Origin of the sequence: Olleya sediminilitoris, assembly GCF_016785945.1 — a bacterium.
Taxonomy (GTDB): Bacteria; Bacteroidota; Bacteroidia; order Flavobacteriales; family Flavobacteriaceae; genus Olleya; species Olleya sediminilitoris.
This window is the reverse complement of sequence record NZ_JAEMEF010000004.1, coordinates 105,482-121,355: the sequence shown is the minus strand read 5'-3', so window position 1 is coordinate 121,355 and position 15,874 is coordinate 105,482. Positions and strand designations below refer to the sequence as shown.

The 15,874-nt window shown below is 31.1% G+C and carries 16 protein-coding genes; 6 read left to right on the top strand and 10 right to left on the bottom strand.

What is annotated here, in order from left to right; translation table 11 throughout:
* Positions 1-17: 17 nt before the first annotated feature.
* Both JAO71_RS06280 and JAO71_RS06275 read right to left on the bottom strand, forming a co-directional pair.
* On the bottom strand, positions 18-1,754 hold the full coding sequence (locus JAO71_RS06280; protein WP_317193458.1) for a cytochrome-c peroxidase: 1,737 nt from the start codon (positions 1,752-1,754) through the stop codon (positions 18-20).
* 48 nt (positions 1,755-1,802) lie between these two features.
* Positions 1,803-3,272, bottom strand: coding sequence for an alkaline phosphatase PhoX (locus tag JAO71_RS06275; protein ID WP_202999632.1), 1,470 nt, complete (start codon positions 3,270-3,272; stop codon positions 1,803-1,805).
* Positions 3,273-3,586: 314 nt separating this feature from the next.
* On the opposite strand from JAO71_RS06275, the gene JAO71_RS06270 reads away from it, so the two are divergent.
* A complete protein-coding gene (locus tag JAO71_RS06270) occupies positions 3,587-4,033 on the top strand; it encodes a KTSC domain-containing protein (protein ID WP_028291219.1) in 447 nt (148 codons plus the stop codon).
* A 122-nt stretch (positions 4,034-4,155) separates the two neighbouring features.
* Here JAO71_RS06270 and JAO71_RS06265 read toward each other — a convergent pair whose 3' ends face one another.
* Positions 4,156-5,400, bottom strand: coding sequence for a glycosyltransferase (locus JAO71_RS06265; protein WP_202999630.1), 1,245 nt, complete (start codon positions 5,398-5,400; stop codon positions 4,156-4,158).
* A 31-nt stretch (positions 5,401-5,431) separates the two neighbouring features.
* On the bottom strand, positions 5,432-5,905 hold the full coding sequence (locus JAO71_RS06260) for a heme-binding domain-containing protein (protein ID WP_202999628.1): 474 nt from the start codon (positions 5,903-5,905) through the stop codon (positions 5,432-5,434).
* Between the two features lie 36 nt (positions 5,906-5,941).
* Between JAO71_RS06260 and JAO71_RS06255 the strand changes: the two genes are divergently transcribed.
* The 3 genes from JAO71_RS06255 to JAO71_RS06245 all read left to right on the top strand — a co-directional run bounded on the left by JAO71_RS06255 (position 5,942) and on the right by JAO71_RS06245 (position 8,147).
* Positions 5,942-6,505, top strand: coding sequence for an adenylosuccinate lyase (locus JAO71_RS06255; protein ID WP_202999626.1), 564 nt, complete (start codon positions 5,942-5,944; stop codon positions 6,503-6,505).
* A gap of 92 nt (positions 6,506-6,597) precedes the next feature.
* Positions 6,598-7,941: an adenylosuccinate lyase gene (purB, locus tag JAO71_RS06250; RefSeq protein WP_202999624.1), complete on the top strand. Its 1,344-nt coding sequence runs from the start codon at positions 6,598-6,600 to the stop codon at positions 7,939-7,941.
* Positions 7,942-7,943: 2 nt separating this feature from the next.
* Positions 7,944-8,147 (top strand): hypothetical protein, encoded by a 204-nt coding sequence (locus JAO71_RS06245; RefSeq protein ID WP_028606454.1) that lies wholly within the window; start codon positions 7,944-7,946, stop codon positions 8,145-8,147.
* Between the two features lie 52 nt (positions 8,148-8,199).
* Here the strand turns inward: JAO71_RS06245 and JAO71_RS06240 are convergent, their stop codons facing one another.
* From JAO71_RS06240 to JAO71_RS06225, 4 genes are read right to left on the bottom strand one after another with little or no spacing between them, the layout of a single operon-like run.
* Positions 8,200-8,742, bottom strand: a complete 543-nt coding sequence (locus tag JAO71_RS06240; protein WP_028291225.1) for a DUF4252 domain-containing protein — start codon at positions 8,740-8,742, stop codon at positions 8,200-8,202.
* 4 nt (positions 8,743-8,746) lie between these two features.
* Positions 8,747-9,313 (bottom strand): DUF4252 domain-containing protein, encoded by a 567-nt coding sequence (locus JAO71_RS06235; protein ID WP_028291226.1) that lies wholly within the window; start codon positions 9,311-9,313, stop codon positions 8,747-8,749.
* Positions 9,314-9,336: 23 nt separating this feature from the next.
* Positions 9,337-9,819 carry a hypothetical protein gene (locus tag JAO71_RS06230; RefSeq protein ID WP_116823126.1) on the bottom strand — a complete coding sequence of 161 codons (483 nt, stop codon included), beginning with the start codon at positions 9,817-9,819 and terminating at the stop codon, positions 9,337-9,339.
* Positions 9,806-10,315, bottom strand: a complete 510-nt coding sequence (locus JAO71_RS06225; RefSeq protein WP_054851512.1) for an RNA polymerase sigma factor — start codon at positions 10,313-10,315, stop codon at positions 9,806-9,808. The genes JAO71_RS06230 and JAO71_RS06225 overlap by 14 nt, the downstream gene beginning before the upstream one ends.
* Positions 10,316-10,424: 109 nt before the next feature.
* Here JAO71_RS06225 and JAO71_RS06220 point away from each other — a divergent pair, with 109 nt between their 5' ends.
* Together JAO71_RS06220 and JAO71_RS06215 are read left to right on the top strand one after the other, a co-directional pair.
* On the top strand, positions 10,425-11,867 hold the full coding sequence (locus JAO71_RS06220; RefSeq protein WP_202999622.1) for a S41 family peptidase: 1,443 nt from the start codon (positions 10,425-10,427) through the stop codon (positions 11,865-11,867).
* 3 nt (positions 11,868-11,870) lie between these two features.
* Complete coding sequence (locus tag JAO71_RS06215) at positions 11,871-12,596, top strand: Dph6-related ATP pyrophosphatase (protein WP_202999620.1); 726 nt, start codon at positions 11,871-11,873, stop codon at positions 12,594-12,596.
* A 72-nt stretch (positions 12,597-12,668) separates the two neighbouring features.
* Here the strand turns inward: JAO71_RS06215 and JAO71_RS15840 are convergent, their stop codons facing one another.
* Positions 12,669-14,624, bottom strand: coding sequence for a DUF5074 domain-containing protein (locus tag JAO71_RS15840; protein WP_236011184.1), 1,956 nt, complete (start codon positions 14,622-14,624; stop codon positions 12,669-12,671).
* A gap of 176 nt (positions 14,625-14,800) precedes the next feature.
* Positions 14,801-15,871 (bottom strand): YncE family protein, encoded by a 1,071-nt coding sequence (locus tag JAO71_RS06205; protein WP_202999618.1) that lies wholly within the window; start codon positions 15,869-15,871, stop codon positions 14,801-14,803.
* Between the last annotated feature and the right edge of the window lie 3 nt (positions 15,872-15,874).

Below are 15,874 nucleotides of genomic sequence, written 5' to 3'. Positions count from 1 at the left end.
TTAAAATGAATAATACACTATCGATCATCCAGTGTTTTCATAAAACTAATCACAGCTTTAATTTCTCTATTGGATAATTGTAATGAATCCGAAGGTAACGTTTGGTATTCTAAATCCATTTTAAGTCCTGCTCCTCCTCCATTGTTATAAAATGTCATGACTTGCTCTAAAGTGGTATAAACTCCGTTATGCATATAAGGTGCAGTTTTAGAAATATTCCTAATGGTTGGTGTCTTAAAAAAGTGTTGTCTTTGTGGTGTATTAAATACATTATATCGTCCTAAATCTGTATCAATTACATTATTAATTGTGTCTTTAGGTACACCTAACAATTCTAATTCTGTTTCGGTAAAAATAGGTGGAACTGTTCCGTTAAATACTGGTGGGAAGTGACAAGTAGCACATTTTGCTTTTCCCATAAATAGATTAAACCCATTTATTTCTTGAGTGGTTAAAGTGTTTTCTTTTCCATTAATATTTAAATCAAATTTAGAATTAAAATCTCCTAAACTTCTAACATAAGCAGCAATTGAGTTTCTAATGTTTTGCTGATTAACACCATCCCTAAACAATGTATTAAAAGTATTAACGTAAGTAGAATCCGTTTTTATAACCTTTGTTAAATTGTCTAAATCCGAATGGAATTCGGCTTTATTATTTACTACATCTACAATTTGACCTTCTAAATTACCAGTACGACCATCGTAAAAAAAGCTTTGCTGATAAGCTGCATAAAGTAACGTTGGCGAGTTTCGTTTTTGATTAGGAAACACCTTTAGACCATCAGTAAACGCTTTGTTTTTATGGTGGCAACTAGCACAACTCATACTATTATCTTTAGACAATCTAGTATCATTAAACAATACTTTACCTAATTGTTGCTTTTGCAATTGTAATGTGTCTGCATGAGGTAAATCTGCAAAAAAATCAAGGTTAAAAGTCGTGTTAGAAAACAAAGACGTCATGTCGTTATTAAAAGCTAATTCCAATGGAAAATCTACAGACCAATCTTTTTTAATCGCTTGTAATAACTCTAATTGTTTATGCGCATGGTTTTTAATGAAACTATAACGATCAAAAGTTTCAAAATCACTTGAATTTAATAAGTTTTGCGAAGCTTCAATCTCAGATTTAAAATTTTGATATACTGTTTTAGACTTAAACTTACCCTCAAAAACTTCTAATACATCTAAAACCCCTTGATAAGCAAGCGAAGATTCTTTTAAAGATTGCAAAACAGGTGAATCAAAACCTGAAATACTTGTCAGTGCAATTCTAGCAATTTGATCACGAATAACCCATAAAACATGGTAATCTTTCAATCTCAGATTAGTGTTTTCTGCAATTAATTGTAATCTGTTTTTTGTTTTTAAAACTATCTTTTTAAGCTGAACTGTGTCTATTGTATCCTCATACACAGCCTCTTCAATCACCTGAAAACCAAACGGATTATTTATTTTAATATCTGTTGCATCTTCTTCTTCAATTTTTAAAATATTTGGAGCATTTATAGTTTTGTAATTTTCTTTATCTACAAAAGCAAATACAGCTTCAATGTGTTTAAAATGCTGTCTAGCTTTTACATAGTTTTCCTGAAATTTAGTTCTAGAAGTACTAGACACTATAGTATCTAAATAATTTATACTAGCGTTTAAGTGTTTTAAATATGTACTTTGATATTGCTTAATTGGACTAATATTAGTAGTTGCTTTATCCTTTTTACAACCACATAAAACCATTAAAAAAAGACACACCAATAGTTGGTGTGTCTTTATATTTTTATAAAAATATACTATCATGTATTAACGCTCTAAACCTTCAACAACAAAAAGCATACTACCTTCTTTACGGTTTTCTAAGTCAGGATTAGCATTTGGATCTGTAAAAGAAGAACCATCTTCTGGTTCCCAACCATGATTTTGAGTAATTAATATAAATGTATCTTCTTTTCCAACAGTTTCAGAAATATCAATCATACCTGTAAGCTCCCAAATACGATTCTCTTCTCCATAACCTTGAGCAGCTGCTGATATTTGATCACATTCTAATACTGTTTTAAACTCACCAGTATTTAAATTATATTGGTATAATCTTGCAAAGTGTGTTTTATCATCTGTATCAAAATATCCGTTTGGATCTTCTTGGATGTAAGCATAATTTTCAGTCACTAAAATATTATCTGGACTATGGAATGCTTTTGCTACACCATCTAATTTATCTCCATCTAAAACACAAGTAATAGTTGCTGGTCCTGTTGGATCGTTTTCGTTTAAAGTAACTTTATAGATTCTTCCATATAAGGATCCTTTTCCTATTAAATCTGGTTTATGTCTTCCTGTAACGCAAAAATAAATTTCTCTGTTATTAGCAGCACTACCTCTTCTCCAGTCTATATCTTCTAATCTAGAAAAGCCCATAACACCTTTACTTTTAGCCTCAGCATCCAAAAGGTCTATTTGTGTTTCATCTAACTGAACAAATTCTGCAGTATAAGATTCACCTTCTTCCATATCTACTTCAAAGTCAACACCATCTGTAGTTACTTTTAATCCATATAATTGACCTCCATATAAATCTCCAGCATCACCAACATACATTCCTAAATGTCCTGAAGGTACAGAGTTATCAGAATGATCATCTCCAATAAAAACTACTGTTTTATCAGAATATGCATTTTTACCTATAGCCACAGCGTTTTCTGTTGACCATTGTCCCATGGCGTCTAACAATGTTGCTGTTGATGCATTACCTGCACTTTTAAATGGATCTGTGATAAAAACACCTTTAGAGGCTCCTCCCCATTCTCCACCAGATAAATATAATGGTCCAAAACCATGCTCTTCTGGAGTAATTAAAGATCCAGAACATTGTGCTGTGGATGCTGTTGCAGCAGCATTTAAGATGTACTCTCCACCTACAGGTTTAAAGGTCTTGTCCAAAGTTATTCTAGCAATAGAGTAATCTGCTTCAATATTATTGATTAAAGTAAAAGTCCCATCGTCATTTTTAATTAATCCTGCTCCATCAGCCATAGATCCATAAACAAAATCAGGAGTATTTTCCAACTGATCCTCTGATGACATTAAGTTATATATATTGATATTATTAAAATCGCTAGTTTTTTGTAAAAAATTTGGTGTCGTAGAGTGCGACATTAAATTTACTGGATTTACGTCCACGTTTGTGTCTGTACCAGAATCGTCATCATCATTACAAGAGGTGACTGTAAATAATGTTACAAATGCTAATGCATAGTAATTAAATGTTTTCATTTTAGTTGTGTTTTTAAGTTGAATATTTTTCACAAAAAAACAATAACTATCAAAGAGGTTTTTTAACTAAAAATTACCAAAGTATAACCAAATTGTAACCTACATTAAATTTAGGTTATACCTACATCACTAAATTTATTTAATAAATAAATACACTATTTTTATAAGTTAAGCTTTTTGTTAACGCCTTAAAAACAAACAAATGAATACTTAATTTGTTGTTTTGAAATTATAATCAAATAATTTTGCAACTTTCTAATAGTCAATTCAAAACAAAAGAGTACTTTCGCGCCTTATTAAAAAAAACACCTGTTATGAAACGTATTAACGAGTACAAAAAGCTATTTAACGTTGATCAAGATTTATCTTTAAAAACTTTAAAAAAATCTTACCGTAATTTGGTAAAAGAATGGCATCCTGACAAATTCCAAGCTGGAGATGAAAAAGCTATTGAAGCTGAAGCAATGAGCCGAAAAATTATTGATGGTTACCACTTTTTAGTAAGTATGGCTCCTGAAACTATTGAAGCAAATAAGGAAGAGTACATGACAACTATTACCACACCTATAATGGACTGGCAACATAAAGGTCTTTTATTAGAAGTGACGTTTTTAAATGGTGATACTTATGAGTATTTTGGTGTAAATAAAGGATTATACATTAAATTTTCGCAGAGTGATAAACAAACTCGTTTTGCAAAACGTAGTATTTTTAATTCTTTCCCTTACAGAAAAATCAAAAAAAGTGAAGTTACTGCTTAATAAAGTAACGCTACATTATATAAGATATAGAGTAATAAAAAAAGAGCTTCAGTTTAAAACTGAAGCTCTTTTTTATATTTTATCTTTTTATGTTTACAAATTAAGTAAACCAAACCATAGGTTTATGTTTTGGTTTTATTTTTTTCTTCAATCCAACGACTCATAAACTTAGTACTTTGTACTGTATGATGCATTAATACTTGACCAATAAAATGTTGTTGTCTATGACTTTGCAATCCTGCTTGAAGCTGTTCAAGTCTATGTAAAACATCTTTAGTATAGATTGCTTTATCATACAAGGTATTAATAATCATAAAACCAGTTTTTTGTTTACCATTCCAGTAAATGCGGTTCGCATACAATTCTGCTGCTTGTTTAGCAAATGCTTTAGCATCGTCTTCAATAAACGCATTGGTATCTCTTAATGTTCCGTACATACCTTCTGCTCCAATAGTTGTTGTTACGCAAGGTGTACCGTTTATCATGGCATCAATAAGTTTTCCTTTTAAACCAGCTCCAAATCTTAAAGGCGCTAAACAAACTTTAGCCTCTTGCATTACTTTATTAGCATCTTCAGTAAAACCTTTAATTAAAAATCCCTCTTTAGGATTGTGTAATTGTTTTACTTTTTGAGACTCATAGGCACCATAAACATGCATTTCTATTTTTGGTAATTCTTTTCTAATAAGAGGCCAAATATCGGTTTTTAAAAAAAGTACTGCATCAAAATTTGGTGGATGCATAAAATTACCAATGGTAATAAAATGGTTTCTATCTTTAAATTTAGGGCTTAATTTTTGTGTTTCTGGAGTAATTGGATCTAATAAAAACGGTAAGTAATATAAAAGATGCTCGTTAATATTAAACTGATTTACTAATATTTCTATTTCTACTTGACTGATTATAAACGATAAATCGCTACGCAATATACTTGCAATTTCACGTTTTGCAGTATCGTTTTGCAAATAGCTTTTATCAAAAATGGCTTGATCTTTTAAAGCTTGTTCACGACCTTTACGTAAGCAGTGTAAGTCTTCTGTATCTAAAACTCTAAGCGCATTAGGACACTGCTCTGCTACACGCCAACCAAATTGTTCTTCAACCATAAAACGGTCAAACAATACCATATTAGGGTTTAAGTCTTTTATAAATGTATCAAAACTACTATCGTTTAAAACAATAGCTTTAGTCGTTACGTCAAGGGTTGTTAAATCAAAAGCATTGTCCGTTTTTACACAGGCAGATGCAAAGGTAATATCATAGTTTGCAGATTTAAATACATTTATAAGTTGCATCATCCTGCTACCTGCTGCCGAACTTTTGGGTTCTGGCCAAACAAATCCTATGATTAATAATTTTTGGTTCAAATGAGGGATTTTTACGGATTATTAATTGGTACTACTGTGCTTTTGGCGCTAACGCATAGCCTACTCTGACTTGGTTAACCCAATCTACTATAGCTTTAATTTGATCTTGGGTTAAATTTGCTTCTGAATGCGTCCACGTATAACTTGGTAAAGGCATTTTATGTTCTTCTACTTCTTCAGCTATTTCTTCAAATTTATGGTCTTTTCTTTTTACTGAATAGTCAGACCATTTAGAAAAATCTAAATGTTTACGACCATCTTCAACATGTTCTGCTAACCAATAATTAACAGGTGTAATTTTATCATACCATGGATAGTTAGTATGACTACTGTGGCAGTCAAAACATGTGGTTTCTAATATTTTTTGAACCTCTGGACTTGGCTTAGTTTCGGTTAAAAAAGCGGATAGATCCTCTGTGTTTCCTTCGTTTTTTTCAGGAGAAAAAAACTGTGCAATCACAAAAAGTATTAATAAAAGAAGTCCTAACTTTTTAAGTATTTTCATTTTTAGCTATTTTTAGGTTTTAAAAATAGTAAATCTTTGAGTACTGACGCTTTATATCAAGAATTAAATTATGTAAATCACTCGAGAGAAAAACGCTTGTATTATGCAAAAATGCTATTAAACGACAGTGAACTAATACCAAAAACCCTTGATATTCTATTTAAAGTAGATGACAAAATATCTGCAAGAGCCGCTTGGATTTTAGAGTTTATGTGTGGCGAAAATCTTGAAGCCATCATCCCATACTTAGATAAGTTTACAGACCAAATGGGTTTAGTGCATTTAGATTCGGCAGAAAGACCTGTCGCAAAAATCTGCGAATATATTGCTAAAGCTTACTATGGAAACTCGCCTTCAAAATTAAAAAAGGCCTTGCTTCCGATACATCAAGAAAAAATTATTGAAGCTTGTTTTGATTGGTTAATTAATGATTGTAAAGTGGCTCCAAAAGCTTACAGTATGACTACTTTATATTTATTTGGTCAAGATTACGATTGGATACATCCTGAATTGGTGCAAATTTTACAGCGCGATTTTACTAGTCAAAGTGCTGCTTTTAAAGCAAGAGCTAAACATATCTTTAAAAAACTGAAGGTATAGGTTTTAATATTTGTTAAATTCTTAAAGTGTAATCCTTTAGTCTTATAGTTAAAAAAACTATATTTATAGCTTGTTAAAAAACAACTATTTTTATGTCTTTAAATCAACTTAATGCCATCTCACCAATTGATGGTCGTTACCGTAATAAAATTGAAAAATTACAAGATTTTTTCTCTGAAGAAGCTTTAATCAAGTATCGCGTTTTAGTAGAAATTGAATACTTTATTGCTTTGTGTGAAGTACCATTACCTCAACTAGAATCTATAGATAAAAGTAAATTTGAAGCTTTACGCGACATTTACAAATCTTTTAGCACTGAAAATGCTCAGGCTATTAAAGATATAGAAAAAGTAACCAACCATGATGTTAAAGCGGTTGAATATTTTATTAAAGAGCAATTTGATGCTTTAGGTTTAAGTGATTATAAAGAATTTATACACTTTGGATTAACCTCTCAGGATATTAACAATACTGCTATACCGTTAAGTATTAAAGAGGCTATGAATGATGCCTATGTCCCAGAATACTTAAACGTTGTAAAAGAATTAAAACGTTTAGCTGAAGAATGGAAAGACATACCAATGTTAGCCAGAACACATGGCCAACCTGCTAGTCCAACACGTTTAGGTAAAGAAATTAAAGTCTTTGTTGTACGTCTTGAAGAGCAATTTAATTTATTAAATGATATACCAAGTGCTGCTAAATTTGGTGGTGCAACTGGTAATTTTAATGCACATAAAGTGGCTTATCCAAATATTGATTGGAAAGCATTTGGAAGTACTTTTGTACAAGAAAAACTAGGGTTACAACACTCGTTTCCAACGACACAAATAGAGCATTATGACCATATGGCTGCTTTATTTGATTGTTTAAAACGCATAAATACTATTGTTATAGATTTAGATAGAGACATTTGGACGTATGTATCTATGGATTACTTTAAACAAAAAATTAAAAAAGGTGAAGTTGGTAGTAGTGCAATGCCACACAAGGTAAATCCTATTGATTTTGAAAACAGTGAAGGTAATTTAGGTATAGCAAATGCTATTTTTACACACTTATCTGCAAAATTACCAATTTCTAGATTGCAACGTGATCTTACAGATAGTACTGTTTTACGTAATGTTGGTGTCCCTTTTGGACATACATTAATTGGTTTTGGATCTACACTTAAAGGTTTAGGGAAATTATTATTAAACCAAGCTAAATTTGAAGCTGACCTTGAAAATAATTGGGCTGTCGTTGCTGAGGCAATACAAACTATTTTAAGACGTGAAGCTTACCCTAATCCATATGAAGCTTTAAAAGGTCTAACAAGAACTAACGAAGCTATTAATAAAAACTCTATTTCAAATTTTATTGATACGTTAGAGGTAAGTGATGCTATTAAAACCGAATTAAAAGCGATCTCTCCAAGTAATTACACAGGTATCTAATTATGTTTAATGACAAAACATCTTTAATACTTTGCACTGTAACAGCCATATTATTTATAGTTGGTGTAGCAACAGATTGGTTAAGCCATCCTGTTTATATTGGTATTAATGTTTTGGTTTATTTAATAGTAATTATTAACGTTTTTATGGTTAAAAAACCTGAAGATTACGACGATAATTTTTTTGAAAAAGAAAATAACACATAATAAAAAAGGCTTATCCAATGGATAAGCCTTTTTTTTATAACTCTATTAAGGATTATTTAAAAAAGTTAGTTAAGCTTTTAAGTTGTGCTTGATCTATGTCTGCATTTTGTAACTTATCTGTCAATTTAATTAACTCTTCTGGTTTCATGTTATCTCCTAAAATTCTAACAATTGTAAATCCAAACTCATTGGAGCTTGCAAGTACTAAAAACTCGTCAATTGCATCTTCATTACCTAAAGTGCTAACTTTTACTTTAACACCTTTGTCTTTAAACTCCATTAACTCTTCATACTTTTCGTTATTAAAGACCTTTTTAGCTTTTTGTAACTCTGTTTTATAGCTTTCTAGGTTATTGTCTTTAATTCGGTAAGCTAAAATGTCTAATTTATCTACAGATTGATATGCTTTTTGCTCATCTGGACTTAGGTTAGCTTTAGAAAAGTCTACAACATCTGCAGCAACATCATAAGACATAAAAGCTGGTAACTCTTGATGGTCTACAAAATAGGTTTGTATCGAGTTTTGGTCTTTACAACTTACTAAAACAATACTTAAAGCAAGGAGTGTTATTATGGATTGGATGGTTGTTTTCATGGTTTTAGTTTTTTGTTTTCTTTTCTAACTCCTCTCCTCCTGGAAGATTCATTTTTTGAGTTAATTTAGAAATCTGGTTTAAATCTATATCTCCTGTTAATGATATTACAACAGTTTCGATACTACGTTTTTCTCCGTTAATTTCAACCTCAGAATCTTTCATTACAGCCTCTAGACCATTAATAAACATTAATAACTCACTTACATGATCACTGTCTTTACCTTCTTTTACATAAAACTTCATGATAACACCATTGTCCTTAACTTCCATTAATTCTTCTAAAGTACCACTACGTGTACTTACCCATTTAGTAATGTCTTTTGCTATAGTTTTATCTCCTGTAGCCATTGTTTTAAAGCTAGTAATACTGTTTACCATATCCATGTAAGCTTTAGCTTCGGCATCATCTGTATTAATATCTATTTTAGCCAACATCTGAAACATTTTTGGCTTAATTGAGACGTAACTTACTTTGTCCTCATCACTATATTTTTCAAAAATGTCTTGAGCCATTCCTGTTAAAGGCATCAATAATATTGCTAATACTGTTATTGTTATATATTTTTTCATTGTGTTGGGTTTTAAAATTTATGTTATTGTTTTTGGGGTTTGTTATTATTTAAAATGCGACCTACTGGGTTTTCCATTTCTTTTAAATAGTCAACTTGTGTGCCTGCTTTGTTAATAGCGCCTAAATAATGGACTTGTGCTGTACCTTTGTTGAAGGTTCTGGACACCAACTCTAAATACGATTTAGCTTGATTATAAGCTAACCTGTCTGCCTCTGTTATTGTGTCTTCTTTAGGTCTATTAAAATATATACCAACCATTAAGACTGCTACTGCTGCAACGCTTAACCACTTAATTTTATAATTATTTTTAGCGTTTAGTGGTACGTTTTTAGTAAAAGTTTCTTGTTGATTTGCTATATAGTAACCAAAAATAACTTTGTAATGCTCTAAATGAGGTGCAACAGTCTCTTGTTTAAAATAGTCTTTTAACTGTGCTTCTTCCTTTAAAGTAGTCAGGCCATCTTCGTACTTTTCTAGTAATTGTTCTATATTATTTAACACCATAATTATGTGTACTTGTTAATTTTTCTCTTATTGCTTTTCTTGCTCTTGATAATGCGACTCTAACAGCTGTTGGATTCATGTCTAACATTTTTGCTATTTCGTCATTATCATATTGTTCTATATCTCTTAATTGTACTACCATTTTTTGTTGCTCTGGTAGATCTTCTATAATTTTTGCGACCCATTTTAAACTATCATTAACTTCAATTTGCTTTTGTAAAGCAACATTATGATCTTGATAATTACTATGCACAATTTTTAAATTTTGTGCTTGTTTAGATTTTAACTTATCTAAACAAAAGTTTTTGGTCATGGTCATGGAAAACGCTTCAACGTTTTTATACTGTTCCATTTTAGCTTTGTTTTTCCATAATTTTAAAATAACTTCTTGTGTCGCATCTTCTGCTTCTTCTCTAGACACAAGTAATCGTTTGGCTAATCTAAAGACCTTGTCCTTAAAAGGCATCACAATATTTAAAAACTCGGTTTGTGTCATTTTGGTTGGTTGGTTTCTATTACGACGAGCCATTATTAAATTTGTTACAATTTATTTTCAATATAAAATAAAGTAAGTACATTTATAAAGATAAATTTAAATTATGACTATGAAAAAGACTTGGGCATATGCCTTGCTATTACTATTATCCATTAGTTTTACAGCGTGTTTTGAAGATCAGGATGATAATACTATTGCTGATGTCGATATTAAAGATTTTGTATGGAAAGGATTAAACCTTTGGTACTTTTGGCAAGATCAAGTTACAGATTTAGCTGATAATAGATTTTCTAACTCTGAAGATTACACTGCCTATTTAAATAGCTTTGATGCTCCTGATGATTTGTTTTATAACCTTTTATCCGACGAAGACCGTTTTAGCTGGATTGTTGACAATTATTTTGAACTAAATGATGCTTTAAATGGTGTGTCAAAAAGCAACGGTATGGAATTTAGTTTAGGTTTCGTTGACGCTTCCGAAACTGATGTGTTTGGAGTTGTTAATTATGTGTTACCAAACACAAGTGCTAGTTCTAATGGTGTACAACGTGGTAATGTATTTTTAAGTGTTGATGGTGTACAATTAACTGAAAACAATTTTGGTAGCTTATTATTTTCTGACAACGACACCTATACAATTGGTCTTGCCGAAATGGATGCTAATGACAACTTTGTTTTAACAGGCGAAACAATTACACTGACCAAACAAGTATATGAAGAAAATCCAATATTAATTAGCAACACCTTTACTGTAGATGGTATTAAAGTTGGTTATTTAATGTACAATCGTTTTACAAGTAATTTTGACCAACAACTTAACACTGTTTTTGGACAATTTGTAGCCGAAGGTATACAAGAACTAGTTCTAGATTTACGTTATAATCCAGGAGGAAGTGTTGCCTCTGCAATTAACTTATCAAGTATGATAGCTGGTCAAGACACCTCGGATTTGTTTTTAAAACAACGCTGGAATAATAAAATACAAGCTGCATTAAGCGAAGAAGATGTTACCAGAAACTTTGTTAACCAATTATCAGACGGAACAGCTATTAATACACTTAACCTGGATAAAGTTTACATTTTAGCTCAAGGCAGTAGTGCTTCAGCTAGCGAATTGGTAATTAACGGTTTAAACCCATATATTAATGTTGTACATATTGGAGACACAACTCGTGGGAAAAACGAATTTTCAATAACATTATATGATAGTCCAGATTGCGCTTATTCTTGCACATCAAATATAAATCCTAATCATACTTGGGCTATGCAACCTTTAGTAGGTAAAAATGAAAATGCTAATGGTTTTTATGAATATGAAGCTGGGCTAACACCAACTATTGAATTAGAAGAAACCGTTTCTAATTATGGAGTTTTAGGACAACAAGACGAACCACTTTTAGCTAGAGCTATTCAACATTTAACAGGTAATGGAAGATTTAGTAACACACAAAATGAAGCTAAATTTAAAATTATTGAAAGTTCTAATTCTAAAACAATACTTAAAGATAATATGTATATCGATACTAATGATATGCCTAACATTTTTAAATAACCAATGCTATTGAAACACAAAACCTATTTTAACTGGAGTACAGGAAAAGATTCTGCTTTAGCATTATATTATTTATTAAACGACAACAATTATAGCGTCAACCAATTGGTGACTACCATAAACTCTCATTACAATCGTGTCACAATGCATGGTTTAAGACAAGAGTTACTAGTAGCACAAACCCAAGCTTTAAATATTAAAGCTAGTTTTATACAGTTGCCAGAACAACCATCCATGGAAGTCTATAACCAAATCATGCAAGACAGTGTGACTAGTTTAAAAAATCAAGGATTTACACATAGTGCATTTGGCGATATTTTTCTTGAAGATTTAAAAGCCTATCGTACAAACCAATTAGCGACTTTAGATGTTGAAGCTGTTTTTCCTTTGTGGAAAAAAGACACTAAACAGCTGTTGACTCAATTTTTAAAACTTGGATTTAAAACTATTGTTGTTTGTGCAAATTCTAAATATTTTGACCAAGATTTTGTTGGTACTATTATAGATGAAAACTTTATAGATAATCTTCCTGAAGGAGTCGATCCTTGTGGAGAAAATGGAGAATTTCACACGTTTTGTTTTGATGGTCCAATCTTTAAAAATCCGATACCGTTTACAATCGGAGAAAAAGTATATCGCGAATACAAAGCACCTAAAACCGATGATAATGATGTCTGTAAAAGTGATGCCGAAACTTATGGTGTGTGGTATTGTGATTTAATACCTTAACAATTTCCTAAAATATAATGTATAAAAAAGCCTCTAAATAATTTAGAGGCTTTTATTTGTATTAAATCTGGCTTACTTTTTAACAACTTTAAGCGTAGCACTTCCTTTATTAGTAGTAATATTTACGATATAAACTCCTGAGCTTAAATCTTCGATATTTACTGGATTATCAGTAGACTCCACATTTTTCTTTAAAACCAAACGTCCTTCAGAAGAATAGATAGTTATTAAACCAATTTCTGAAACATAAAATTGTGACGTGGTAGGATTAGGAAAAAGAGAGATTTTTATTTCTTTTGAAAAAGAAGTTACTCCTAATGTGTTTCTGTTAATAACTCCAACAGCATTCAAATCAAATCCACTTGAAGCGTAAGGTGTTGAAAAGGGATCGTTAATAATATTTCCGTAAGAATCGTATGTTGCATATGTAGGATCTATGGATCCTACTACATCTATAATTTTAACATGTGTAATATTATTTTTATCTAACATAGTAGACGCTTCAATGTCGCTAATATCAAAAGGAGTACCAAATCCAGAACGATATTTTCCTGCTAAATTATTTACATAAGTGGCATCTACATTACCAAAACCAACTACTTGCGTAGCAGTTTGTGTTTGACTGTGCGAAGGGAACCTAAAATAGTTAACACCATCTGAACTTACCTCAACAAAAGCCAACTCTAAAAACGTATCACTAAAGCTATTCTCAAATACAGCAAAATCAAAACCTTCGTCATCTTTAATAGGTGTATCAAATGTTAAAATTGCTTCTCCACCATCTCCTAAACTCACAACACTTCCGTCTGCGATACCCAAAGCAGAATCTGAATCACCAACACTAGCATATGTATTATTAGATGGATTTGAAATATCTACTAATCCTCTTGTTATAGTCGCTCCAGTTGCCCATTCTGAAAACAATGAACTATCTTGTGCTATTGCTGTTGTACCTGTTTGCCCAGCAGGAGGCGCATATATACCTAATGGTATTTCATATTTATAAACTCCATTTGGGATAATCCCAACGGTATATTCATTTTCGTATGTACCAGACGTTGTATAGGTTCTAATTTTACCATTGCTAACATAATCCTCAGCATCAGCCAAATATAACGTATCATCAATTAAAGATAAACCATAAGCTAAAGTTACGTTTTGCGCAGATGTATCAATAAAAGCAGTTGTTGGTAAACTTCCTGTAAAGTTAAAATTATATATATCATTATTCAACACGTAAAAAGCATTATTATTTTGTACTTGTAAATAATTTGGGTGCTCAGTCGCTGCAAAATCAAAAATACTCATGACAGAAAAATCATTTAAATCAATTTTATATAATTGTCCAAAAGTTTCATCTCCTGACCATCCAGGTTTTCCTGCGCAAAGCACATACAAATAATCATTATCTGCTATTATAGAATTAGGTATATCTCCAACTACTATTTGAGAGACACTATTATCGACTAAGTCAATTACAGATACAGAATTACCAAAACCATAACCTCCTTGATGTGCTACAAACAATTGATTGTTCTTTTTAATGATCTTTTCAGGACCTTCAATAACAGGTATGGTATTTACGACAGTATTTGTAGATAAATCCATGACAGCAACATAATCATCTGTAGTAACTGCTGGATCTCCCCAATTAGTTATGTAACCAAATCCATTATCAAATGCAATATACCTTGGGTTATTAATATCCGTTGTTACTGTTGCAATGTGTGTAAATGTCACACGATCTACAACATTAATCTCATTACTTCCACTTCCAATGATGTAAGCATGATCGCCATCAAATCCCATGCCTTGTCCTAATTGCCCAATATCTTGACCTGGATTTTGTGTTTCAAAAATGTCGTTTTCTAATGTTCCTGAATCATTTAAAAAAGAGACCGAAGCAGTGTTTGTACCAAACATACCTTCATTTAATATAAAAACACCATTATCAAAGCTTTGCGCATAACCAGAATAGGCTAATAAGCTAAAAATAAGTATTAATACGAATAGATAGTTTTTTTTCATGTATTTAAGTTTTAGTTTGTTTGTGATTTTATCCTTTAAATTATTTAATTACTCGCTTTGATTAAAATTACAAGTACAGATGAAATTGTTATACATAAAATAAAAGCCTCTAAATATTTTAGAAGCCTTTATTAATGGTTGGTTTGTGGTTTGTTTGTTTGTTTGTTTGTTTGTTTTTAGTTATTGAAATAAACTTCTCCTGCAAAAGGCCCTAAATCTATAGATTTAATTTCAGAATTTGTATCTAAACTAAATACTTTTAAATAGCTAGTTTCTGAAGAATATACATTATGATCTAAAGCAAATAGTTGATTACCTCTAACACTAAAATCATATAAGTTACTTACACTAAATTCTGCTATTTCAGGTAAAGTAGATTCTGCAGATGACATTTTATAAACATCTCCTGATAGTCCATAATACAAATTATTTGTATCATAATATAAGTTACTAGGATGTAGACCTTCATCAAATGTAATAGATGATGTAATTGTGTTTGTAGATGTATTTATTTTATATAACGCTCCATCAGTTTCATTTGCAGTATGATTTGGATTTCCACCACATAACACCCATAATGTATCAGATTCATCTATTTGTAAAGAGTTAGGCACGTCTCCAACAGTAAGAGTTGTTATTACTTCATCAGACACAGCATTGATAACTGTTAATTGGTTGTTTTGAGTAAAGCCACCTTGATGAGCAACATATATATTATCGTTTAAAGACACTATTGCTTCTGGCCCAAATGCAACAGGTATTTGACTCACAAATGTATTTGTATTTAAATCTAAAACAGCTACATAATCATCTGTCTCATCATTTCCATCTCCCCAATTTGTTATATAACCTTTACCATTTACTACAGTCATATATCTTGGATTATCTAATCCTGAACTTATTGTTGTAATGGCTTGAAATGTATATCTATTGACTACTTTTAAAGCGTTTGATCCATTTTCAATAATATAACCTAGACTACCATCAAAAGCCATACTTTGTACTAAATTTCCTAATGTTTCTTCATTAACATTTTCAAAAACTGTATTTTCAACATACTCTAAATCATTTGACACAAAAGATATTGCTCCAGTACCATTGGTAAAGTTCCCTTCTTCTGTAATTATAATACCATTCACATATTCTAGTATAGGCTCCACAGTCACAGTTGAGTCATCATCATTACTACAAGATGTAAAAGCTAAGCTTATGCTTAAAGCTAATATTGCTAATTTGTTAAGTTTCATTTT

Bases quoted from the DNA above. Each gene is read 5' to 3' on its own strand.
- JAO71_RS06245 (WP_028606454.1), top strand. From the start codon at position 7,944: ATGTTTAATGACAAAACATCTTTAATACTTTGCACTGTAACAGCCATA.
- JAO71_RS06275 (WP_202999632.1), bottom strand. From the start codon at position 3,272: ATGAAAACATTTAATTACTATGCATTAGCATTTGTAACATTATTTACA.
- JAO71_RS06225 (WP_054851512.1), bottom strand. From the start codon at position 10,315: ATGACACAAACCGAGTTTTTAAATATTGTGATGCCTTTTAAGGACAAG.
- JAO71_RS06220 (WP_202999622.1), top strand. From the start codon at position 10,425: ATGAAAAAGACTTGGGCATATGCCTTGCTATTACTATTATCCATTAGT.
- JAO71_RS06235 (WP_028291226.1), bottom strand. From the start codon at position 9,313: ATGAAAAAATATATAACAATAACAGTATTAGCAATATTATTGATGCCT.
- JAO71_RS06230 (WP_116823126.1), bottom strand. From the start codon at position 9,819: ATGGTGTTAAATAATATAGAACAATTACTAGAAAAGTACGAAGATGGC.
- JAO71_RS15840 (WP_236011184.1), bottom strand. From the start codon at position 14,624: ATGAAAAAAAACTATCTATTCGTATTAATACTTATTTTTAGCTTATTA.
- JAO71_RS06215 (WP_202999620.1), top strand. From the start codon at position 11,871: ATGCTATTGAAACACAAAACCTATTTTAACTGGAGTACAGGAAAAGAT.
- JAO71_RS06205 (WP_202999618.1), bottom strand. From the start codon at position 15,871: ATGAAACTTAACAAATTAGCAATATTAGCTTTAAGCATAAGCTTAGCT.
- JAO71_RS06270 (WP_028291219.1), top strand. From the start codon at position 3,587: ATGAAACGTATTAACGAGTACAAAAAGCTATTTAACGTTGATCAAGAT.
- JAO71_RS06260 (WP_202999628.1), bottom strand. From the start codon at position 5,905: ATGAAAATACTTAAAAAGTTAGGACTTCTTTTATTAATACTTTTTGTG.
- JAO71_RS06240 (WP_028291225.1), bottom strand. From the start codon at position 8,742: ATGAAAACAACCATCCAATCCATAATAACACTCCTTGCTTTAAGTATT.
- purB (WP_202999624.1), top strand. From the start codon at position 6,598: ATGTCTTTAAATCAACTTAATGCCATCTCACCAATTGATGGTCGTTAC.